We start from the raw sequence: 8705 nt of genomic DNA, 5'->3' as shown, positions 1-8705 counted from the left end.
GCGGTGATGAGGGTGAGCCCGCTCTCCGTCTCCTCGAGGGGGAGGAAGTGGGCGCGCTCGTGGGGCGTGTCGTTGGGCTGGTGGAGCGTCAGGTAGAGCGTGCCGTCGAGGGCGCGGAAGATCATCCCGTGCCCGCCGTCGCGCGGGAAGAGGGGCTCGTCGGCCTGCGTCCACGGGCCCGAGAGCTCCCCGGTCGTGGACGTCGCGACGCCGAGCGCGTAGCCGGAGTCGCCGAAACTCGACCAGAGCATGAGCAACCTGCCGTCGGTCGTGCGGTGGAGGAAGCATCCGTCGGTCACGTAGGGGTGCCGACCTTCCGGCACCGACCGGTGCGTGAACGTGCGCGCCCACGGCGCCTGCGACGCGGTGAACAGCAGCTCGGGGTCGCCGATCGTGCCGCGCAGGTCGGGGGTGAGCCGCACGGCGCGCACCTCCCCGTCGATCGTGTCCTTCCACTCGTGGCAGAACACCAGCCACGGCTGACCGTCTTCGACGAACAAGGTGCCGTCGAGGCACTCCCAGTCGGCCGGGGTGAGCGGTCCGTCCGACCACGGTTCGAAGGGACCCTCGGGTCGCTCCGCGCGGAGCGCCTGGGTGCCGCGGTGCCGGCCGGGTGCCGTGAAGGTCGCGAACATGTAGAACGCGCCGTCGTAGGCGTGCACCTCGGGCGCCCAGAATTCGCTGTGCGACCAGAAGTCGGGGGTCGGGCGGAAGGCCGGCTGCGGTCCGTGCCAGTCGACGAGGTCGTTGCTCCAGTAGGTGTCGAATCCGGTGGCCGGCCCGCTCCAGATGTTCGGGTCGGTGCTGCCGAACAGGTGGTAGCGGCCGTCGGCGACGAGCACGAACGGGTCGCGGATCTGGATGTCGGTGAGCTTCGGCATGAGTCTCCTACCGGTCGAGGGGCAACGGGCGGCGCAGGCCGTGAACGGTCGTGACGGGCCACGCGGGGTCGACGGTCAGCACCTCGACGCCCTCGGCGTCGATGATGACGGTGTCCTCCACCTTGCCGCCCGGCACGCTCGGATTCCAGGCGTACGCCGATCCGGCGAGCACGGCATCCGTCGTCGTCGGCGTCGCCTTCGGGTCGCGGCCGAGGTAGCCCGCCGGCCCGCCCTGGTGGTGACCCTCCCAGGAGTCGGGGGGAAGTCCGTGTCGCGGGTACGCCGCCGCGATGTCGGCGAGCACGTCGGTGAGCGGCCGGGACGGACGGGTGGCCGCGAAGGCCTCCGCCTCGACCTCGAGCAGGGCGGCGTCGAGCGCGTCGTCCGCGGTCGGGGCGAACCGCACCCAACGCGTGAGGCTCGCGACGAGTCCGTGGCGCTTCACGCCCACGGCGATCATCGCGCGGCGGCCGAGCGGGGCGGCGGTGGGCAGTGGATGCCGGACGGCTCGACGTGACTCCCCGCCGACGAGGATCACCACCGGGTCGGCGCCGATGCCGACGATCGCTCGGGCGAGGTCGGCGGCGACCTCCCACTCCGTCGACGTCGGGGCGACGGAGTGGAGCACCGCCGAGACCGCGACCGCGGCATCCCGGCCCAGGTCGCGATAGCGCTGCCGCTCGACCGGCAGCAGCACGGCGCGGATGGCCCGCAGCTCGGCGACGAGTGCGGTGTCGACGAGCGGACCGGTCGGGAACCCGGAGTGCCAGGGGATCGCGCGGATGTCGACCCCCGGAAGCTCTTCGTCGCGCAGACGCGCGGCTTCGTTGACGTGGGCGTCCACGCGGATCGCACCGTCTCGGGTCACCGTCGCCTGCAAGACCGGGCTCCCCGCGAACGGCACGGCGACGCGGGCGCCGTCGAACAGCCAGGCGAGATTCTCGGTACAGGTCAGGACCAGCTCGTCGGCGCCGCGCGCCGCGAGGAGGGCGGTGAGGCGGGCGATCTTGGCGGGACGGTCGGCGTCATCGAAGGTCACGGCACGGGCTCCTTGGCGTCGTACAGCCGGAAGCCCGGCCGCAGTCGGTAGAGGACCAGCGCGACCGCGCCGATCAGCAGGCCGCCGACAAGCGACGGGAACCACAGGGCGACCACCGCGGCGAGAACGCCGGCGAAGACGTCGCCGACCCGGGGACCCGCGGTCAGCACGAGGGTGAAGAGGCCCTGGAGCCGGCCGCGCACGGCATCCGGGGTCGCCGACTGCATCATCGTCGTGCGGAAGATGCCCGCGATGCTGTCGGCGGCCCCCGCGACGACGATGACGCCGGCGAGACTCAGCAGCACCCCGAGCTCGGGGGTGGTCGCGTCGAGCTCCCGCGGGGTGGCGGTGAAGATCAGCAGCAGCACCCCGAACGCCGACACCGCGATCGCGTTCGCGCCGGTCGCGAGCGCGATCGCCCGCCCGTGCCGGCGCACCCGGCCGAACGGCCCCGAGAGCACCCCGCTCAGGATGACGCCGACCGCCCCGGCCGCCGCCAGGATCCCCACCGTCGGAGCCCCGCCGCCGACGACGAGCGCGCCGACCGCCGGGAGGATCGCGTAACTGCGGCCGAACGCGAACGCCGCGATCTGCAACGCGATCGCCACTCGGAGGTTCTGCGCCCCGCGCAGGAATCGGATGCCCTCGAGCAACGACGTCAGCCCGACCCGACTGGAGCCCTCCGGCCGGATCGGCGGGAGGGACACGATGCCCCAGAACCCGATGAGGAAGAGACCGATGTCGATCGTGTAGGTCCAGGCGAAGCCGACCGTGCCGACGAGCACGCCGGCGAGAGCTGGACCCACCGCGACCTGCAGGCCGGCGCTGAGACCACTCCAGGCCGCGACGGCCGGCAGCAGGCGGCGCTCCACCAGACGCGGATGGATGGCGAACCGCGCCGCCCCCACGAGCGACCCGATCGTCGACGACAGGGTGGTGAACACGTAGTACGGCCAGAGCTGCTCCACGTCGAACCAGGCCAGTGCGGCGATCCCCACCGGGGCCACGAAGGAGATGCTCGACGCCACGATGAGCACCTTGCGGCGGTCGAAGGCATCCACGATGGTGCCGCCGAGCACCCCCATCACGATCATCGGGAGGAGGGCGAATCCGCCGACCAGGGCGACCGCGATCGTCGAGCCGCTCAGGGCGTAGACATGGATGCCGATGGCCACCGCGGTCAGCTGGGTGCCGATGCCGCCGGCGACCCCGCTCGTCCAGAATCGCGCGTACGCGGGGCTCTCGCGCAGCGGCGAGATGTCGAGGAACCAGCCCTTGCGCGGCGCCGGCTGTTCGGGAGCCGGCGCTGGCGTGGACATGCTCCCACGGTACCGTGAAACCGCTTTCTCGCCGAAACGCCCGAGGTAGCCTGAGGCCATGGCAACGGCGCGACGCATCCTCTTCCTCGGCGGCAACGGCACCATCAGCGCGTCGGTCAGCCGGGAGGTGCTCGCCCGCGGCGCCGAGCTGACGCACCTCACCCGCGGCATCGGCTCGACGCGCGCGCCGATCGACGGGGTGCGGCACCTCACCGGCGACGCCGCCGACCCCGCCAGCATCCGTTCGGCCCTCGGCGACGAGGAGTTCGACGTCGTCGTCAACTTCCGCGCCTTCCTGCCGACGCAGGTGTCCGCCGACATCGAGACCTTCGGCGGGCGCACCGGACAGTACGTGTTCATCTCGTCGGCATCCGCCTACCAGAAGCCGGTGGCGGCCCTGCCGATCGTGGAGTCGACGCCGCTGCGCAACCCGTACTGGAAGTACTCCCGCGACAAGATCGCCTGCGAAGACCTGCTCGTCGCCGCCTACCGCGACAGCGGCTTCCCGATGACGATCGTGCGACCGTCGCACACCTACGACGGCGGCTCCATCCCCCTCGACGGCGGCTGGACGGCGCTCGACCGGATGCGGCGCGGCGTGCCGGTCGTCATCCACGGCGACGGCACCTCGCTCTGGACCCTCACCCACTCCCGCGACTTCGCGCGCGCCTTCGTCGGCCTGCTCGGCAACCCGCACGCCCTCGGCTCGGCGATCCACATCACCGGCGACGAGGTGCTCACCTGGGACGCCATCGCCGGGATGCTCGGGGGGGCCCTCGGCGTGACTCCCGAACTCGTGCACGTGGCATCGGAGACGATCGCCCGCGTCCTGCCCGACGCCGGTCCGGGACTGCTCGGCGACAAGGCGCACTCCGTGGTGTTCGACAACACCCGGGTGAAGACCCTCGTGCCCGGCTGGACCGCGACCATCCCGTTCGCCGACGGCGCCCGCGAGATCGTCGACTGGCACCTCGCCGACCCGCGCCGGCAGAGCATCCAGACCGAACTCAACGAGGGCTTCGACCGCCTCGTCGCGATCGCCAACGGCGGCCGCGGCTGATCCGTCCCGCCCTCCGCGGGTTGAGTGCCGCGCGTCAGCGCGGTGTATCGAAGCCCGACCCGAGCAACCCGTTGGCGGGTTTCGATACACCCGCTGCGCGGGCACTCAACCCGCGGGGTGGGGTCAGGCCTCGCGGGTGATCTCCACGGTCACGAACAGCTTCGACCCGTACGGCCCGGCGTAGACCCCGCGGAGCGGGGCGACGTCGCCGTAGTCGCGGCCGCGGCCGACCGTGACGTGCCGGTCGCCGATGTCGATCAGGTTGGTCGGGTCGTAGCCCTTCCACGCGCCGCAGAACCACTCGACCCAGGCGTGCGATTCGCCCGTGACGGTCTCGCCGATCTCGGCATCCGGTTTCGGGTGCAGGTAACCGCTGACGTACCGGGCGGGGATGCCGACCGCGCGCAGCGCGCCGATGGCGAGGTGGGTGATGTCCTGGCAGACGCCCTTCTTCTGCTCCCAGGCCTGCGCAGCCGTCGTGTAGACCGTGGTCGAGCCGGAGAGGTACTCGATCCGGTTGCCGATCTCGCGGGCGATCTCGAGTGCCGCCTCGCACGGCGACCCGGCCTTCGCCACGATGTCGCGGGCGAGCTGCACGACCTCCGCCGGCGGGCGGGTGCGGTTGGTCTGCCCGAGCTGCTCGACGTACTCCGTCGCCGTCTCGATCTCGTCGGCGAGCGCCGTCCACTCGAGCCGGTGCTCGGGATGGTCGCGGTCGCGCACCTCGACGAGCGAGGTCGCCGTGAGCGACAGGTCGGAGTGCGGGGTGAGGATCTCGAACGACGACACCCGGGTGCCCCAGTAGTCGACGTAGGTGTGGTGGCTCGAGATCGGCAGGATCTCGAGGTTGGAGTACAACACCAGTTGCCCGTCGGCGCTCACCGGCAGCATCCGCGTCTCGTTGTACGACGCGGTGACCTCGCCCTCGTAGTGGAAGCCGGTGATGTGCTTGATGCGCAGTCGTTTCACGTGGTCTCACCCACCCAGGCCGCGACGTCGTTCGTCGGGAAGTAGCGGGCGCGGATCGCCTCACTGACGCTCGTCGTGGTGCGCTGCACGGCATCCATGTGGGTCGGCAGATCCGAGATCAGGTCGGCGACGGCCCGGTACTCGAGCTCGCTGCGGATCTGCCCGAGCAGACGCTGGGCGTGGTCGCTCACCCCGAAGCGGTCGGCGCGGGGCTCGATTTCGCGCAGCTGCTGTTCGGCGCGGGTGACGGAGTAGAGGATGCTGCGCGGGAACTGCCGGTCGAGCAGCAGGAACTCCGCCGCCTTCTGCATGCTCGGGATGCCGCGGTAGGTGCGCAGGTACGCCTCGTAGGCGCCGACGCTGCGCAGGATCGTCGTCCACGACGGACCCGACGCCTCGGTGAGGCTTCGCGTGGCCAGCAGCCGCGCGGTCATGTCGGCGCGCTCGATCGAGCGACCGAGGGTGAAGAAGCGGTACGCCTCGTCGCGGTTGGTCGCCGACTCGACGATGCCGACGGCGAGCGCCGACCGTTCGCGCACCCAGGTGAAGAACTCGTGCACCTTGTCGCTCGCGACCTTGCGCGGCATCCGGGCGCGGGTGGTGTTGAGCACCTCCCACAGCTCGGTGTTGACGACCTCGCGCGCGCGGCGGGCGTTTTCACGTGCGGCGTTGAGGGAGTACGCGATGGAGGCCGGCTGGTTGCGGTCGACCGCGAGGATCGTGAGCACGTCGGCCCGGGTCACCTCGGCGTCGTCGTCGACCTCGGTGCCCATCACCGACAGCAGCGACCGGCAGGCGATGTCCTCTTCGATCCACGGATCCTCGAGCAGCAGCTGCAGGTGCACATCGAGGATGCGCGCGGTGCCGTCGCTGCGCTCGATGTACCGGCCGATCCAGAACAGGCTCTCGGCGATGCGGCTCAGCATCACGCACCCCCCGCGGGTTGAGTGCCCGCCGGAGGCGGGTGTATCGAAACCGCCCCCGAGTCACTCGCAGGTGTGGGTTTCGATACACCGCGCTGCGCGCGGCACTCAACCCGCGAGAGGGTCTGCTGCTGCTGTTGCTGCTGGTCCTGGCGGGGGGCGTCGGCGGGGTTGTGATCCTGCAGGTGCGACTCCGCCGAGATGATCGGGATGGAGGTGGTGACCGAGGCCTGGTCGGCGACGAGTCCCGAGATGTCGTGCTCGAGGGTGCGCAGCGGGTCGAGCCCGACCACCCAGGTGTCCTTCGAGCCGCCGCCCTGCGAGGAGTTCACGACGAGCTGACCTTCGGGCAGGGCGACCCGGGTCAGGCCGCCCGGGAGCACCCAGACATCCGACCCGTCGTTGACGGCGAACGGACGCAGGTCGGCGTGCCGCGGGCGCATCCCGTCTTCGACGAGGGTCGGGATCGTGGAGAGCTGCACGACGGGCTGCGCGATCCAGCCGCGCGGGTCGGCGCGCAGGTGCACACGCAGGTCGTCGAGTTCGGCCTTCGACGCGTCAGGGCCGACCACGAGGCCCTTGCCGCCCGAGCCGGCGACGGGCTTCACGACGAGTTCGTCGAGCCGATCGAGCACCTCTTCGAGCGAAGCCGGATCCTCGAGCCGCCAGGTGTCGACGTTCGGGATGATCGGGTCCTCACCGAGGTAGTACCGCATGAGGTCGGGCAGGTAGGTGTAGACGAGCTTGTCGTCGGCGACGCCGTTGCCGACCGCGTTGGCGATCGTCACGTTGCCCAGGCGCGCGGCGAGCATGAGTCCAGGCGAGCCGAGCATCGAGTCGGCGCGGAACTGCAGCGGGTCGAGGAACTCGTCGTCGACCCGGCGGTAGATCACGTCGACCCGCGTCGGGCCGGCGGTCGTGCGCATCCACACCCGTCCGCCCGAGCAGAACAGGTCGCGGCCTTCGACGAGTTCGACGCCCATCAGGCGCGCGAGGAGGGTGTGCTCGAAGTAGGCGGAGTTGTAGACGCCCGGCGTGAGCACGACGACCGTCGGGTCCTCGACGCCTTCGGGGGCGGCGGCCCGGAGGGCGCCGAGCAACCGGAACGGGTAGTCGCCGACCGGGCGCACCCGCATCGACATGAACAGCTCCGGCAGCGTCTGCGCCATCACCCGGCGGTTGGAGATGACGTAGGAGACGCCCGACGGCACCCGCACGTTGTCTTCGAGCACCCGCCAGGCGCCCTTCTCGTCGCGGATGAGGTCGATGCCCGACACCTGGATGCGCACGTTGTTGGCGCTCACGATCCCAGCCGCCTCGCGGTGGAAGTGCTCGCTCGACGAGATGAGGCGGGCCGGGATGACGCCATCCTTCACCGCGCGCTGCTCGCCGTAGATGTCGGCGAGGAAGTGCTCGAGGGCGCGCACCCGCTGCTTGACGCCGGCTTCGACGTCGAGCCATTCGGCCTGCGGGATCACCCGCGGCACCGCGTCGAGCGGGAAGGGCCGCTCCTCGCCCGCGAAGTCGAAGGTGACGCCCTGCGCGAGATACGACGAGGCGAGGGCCTCGGTGCGGCCGCGCAGTTCGTCCTGCGTCATCCGCGACAGGGCGGTGTGGATGTCGCGGTAGGCGTCGCGGGTGTTGTCGGGCCCCGCGGAGGCGATGTCGCCGAACATCTCGTCCCACGGCGAGGCACCACTGCGCCGCCGGGTGGCGGTGGCTCCGTAGCCGTCGAACAGGTCACCCATGCTGTGAGCCTAGGGCGGGGATGTTGCGGCGGTGTTTCGCTTGACGTTCAGCCGACCGTCCGATCCTCGAGCGGGCGACCGGCGATGATGATCGCCGCGCCGACGATGCCGCTCAGCAGAAACATCACGATCTGGATGACGCCGCTGTCGACGTTCGCCAGCAGGAACGCCATCGGCAGCGGGATGAGGATCAGCGTGCCGAGGATCGCCACCCACCCGAGTCGCGCAGCCCGGGTGAGCAGCCAGGCCACACCCACGAAGAACACGATCGCGAACCAGGAGTTCACGAACACGGCGGTGAACGGGATGCCGTCCCGCCCGCCGGGGATCGGCAGCATCCCGTTGAGCCGGAGCCCGAGGAATGCGAAGGTCAGCAGGCTGCCGATGATGACCACACCGACGCCGAGGACGGTTCCGGTCGTCGACCGGCGTCCGAGGACGAGCCCGCCCACGACGACGACGATCGCGAACAGGAACTGCAGGAACTCGAGCGCCAGCAGGGGGAAGGGATATGCCGGGGCCGGGCGCCCACCGATCGTCGCGAAGACGCTGAGCGCCGTCTGCCCGAGAAAGCCCGCGAATCCCGCGAGGAGCAGGTAGCCGCCGAGGAACACCGCGATCGCGCCCGCGAGCGAGTTGACGGATCGCCCACGTGTCGCGGACGTCTCGGCGGACGCATCCGCGAACGGGTTCTGCTGAGGGATCGTCATTCCCCAATCCTGGCAGGGGACGCAGCTGGTGCGCAGTCCTCCCTCTCGCCGTCGCG

At 70.9% G+C, this 8705-nt stretch carries 8 protein-coding genes; 1 reads left to right on the top strand and 7 read right to left on the bottom strand.

Features of this window, described 5'->3' with window-relative positions; genetic code table 11:
• From ACILQS_RS05600 to ACILQS_RS05590, 3 genes are all read right to left on the bottom strand, one after another.
• Positions 1-881 (bottom strand): glycoside hydrolase family 43 protein (locus ACILQS_RS05600; protein WP_395639126.1); only part of this gene is annotated, 881 nt, incomplete at its 3' end.
• A 7-nt stretch (positions 882-888) separates the two neighbouring features.
• Complete coding sequence (locus ACILQS_RS05595; RefSeq protein WP_395639125.1) at positions 889-1920, bottom strand: M24 family metallopeptidase; 1032 nt, start codon at positions 1918-1920, stop codon at positions 889-891.
• Entirely contained in the window at positions 1917-3239 is a 1323-nt protein-coding gene (locus ACILQS_RS05590) for an MFS transporter (RefSeq protein WP_395639124.1), read from the bottom strand. Before ACILQS_RS05590 ends, ACILQS_RS05595 begins: the two co-directional genes overlap by 4 nt.
• A gap of 58 nt (positions 3240-3297) precedes the next feature.
• On the opposite strand from ACILQS_RS05590, the gene ACILQS_RS05585 reads away from it, so the two are divergent.
• A complete protein-coding gene (locus ACILQS_RS05585; RefSeq protein ID WP_395639123.1) occupies positions 3298-4299 on the top strand; it encodes an SDR family oxidoreductase in 1002 nt (333 codons plus the stop codon).
• Between the two features lie 123 nt (positions 4300-4422).
• Here ACILQS_RS05585 and ACILQS_RS05580 read toward each other — a convergent pair whose 3' ends face one another.
• From ACILQS_RS05580 to ACILQS_RS05565, 4 genes are read right to left on the bottom strand one after another with little or no spacing between them, the layout of a single operon-like run.
• Positions 4423-5268: a transglutaminase domain-containing protein gene (locus tag ACILQS_RS05580; RefSeq protein ID WP_395639122.1), complete on the bottom strand. Its 846-nt coding sequence runs from the start codon at positions 5266-5268 to the stop codon at positions 4423-4425.
• Positions 5265-6194 carry an alpha-E domain-containing protein gene (locus tag ACILQS_RS05575; RefSeq protein ID WP_395639121.1) on the bottom strand — a complete coding sequence of 310 codons (930 nt, stop codon included), beginning with the start codon at positions 6192-6194 and terminating at the stop codon, positions 5265-5267. The genes ACILQS_RS05580 and ACILQS_RS05575 overlap by 4 nt, the downstream gene beginning before the upstream one ends.
• Positions 6194-7939 (bottom strand): circularly permuted type 2 ATP-grasp protein, encoded by a 1746-nt coding sequence (locus ACILQS_RS05570; RefSeq protein ID WP_395639120.1) that lies wholly within the window; start codon positions 7937-7939, stop codon positions 6194-6196. The genes ACILQS_RS05575 and ACILQS_RS05570 overlap by 1 nt, the downstream gene beginning before the upstream one ends.
• A gap of 47 nt (positions 7940-7986) precedes the next feature.
• A complete protein-coding gene (locus ACILQS_RS05565) occupies positions 7987-8649 on the bottom strand; it encodes a hypothetical protein (protein WP_395639119.1) in 663 nt (220 codons plus the stop codon).
• Positions 8650-8705 lie beyond the last annotated feature (56 nt).

The sequence above is a fragment of the Pseudolysinimonas sp. genome (assembly GCF_044239695.1).
In the GTDB taxonomy this organism is placed as follows: Bacteria; Actinomycetota; Actinomycetes; order Actinomycetales; family Microbacteriaceae; genus Pseudolysinimonas_A.
Note: the sequence above shows the minus strand (reverse complement) of the source record. Positions and strands in the feature narration are given on the sequence as shown.

Excerpts from the sequence above, each read along its gene's own strand:
- ACILQS_RS05585 (WP_395639123.1), top strand. The coding sequence starts at position 3,298 with ATGGCAACGGCGCGACGCATCCTCTTCCTCGGCGGCAACGGCACCATC.
- ACILQS_RS05575 (WP_395639121.1), bottom strand. The coding sequence starts at position 6,194 with ATGCTGAGCCGCATCGCCGAGAGCCTGTTCTGGATCGGCCGGTACATC.
- ACILQS_RS05565 (WP_395639119.1), bottom strand. The coding sequence starts at position 8,649 with ATGACGATCCCTCAGCAGAACCCGTTCGCGGATGCGTCCGCCGAGACG.
- ACILQS_RS05570 (WP_395639120.1), bottom strand. The coding sequence starts at position 7,939 with ATGGGTGACCTGTTCGACGGCTACGGAGCCACCGCCACCCGGCGGCGC.
- ACILQS_RS05590 (WP_395639124.1), bottom strand. The coding sequence starts at position 3,239 with ATGTCCACGCCAGCGCCGGCTCCCGAACAGCCGGCGCCGCGCAAGGGC.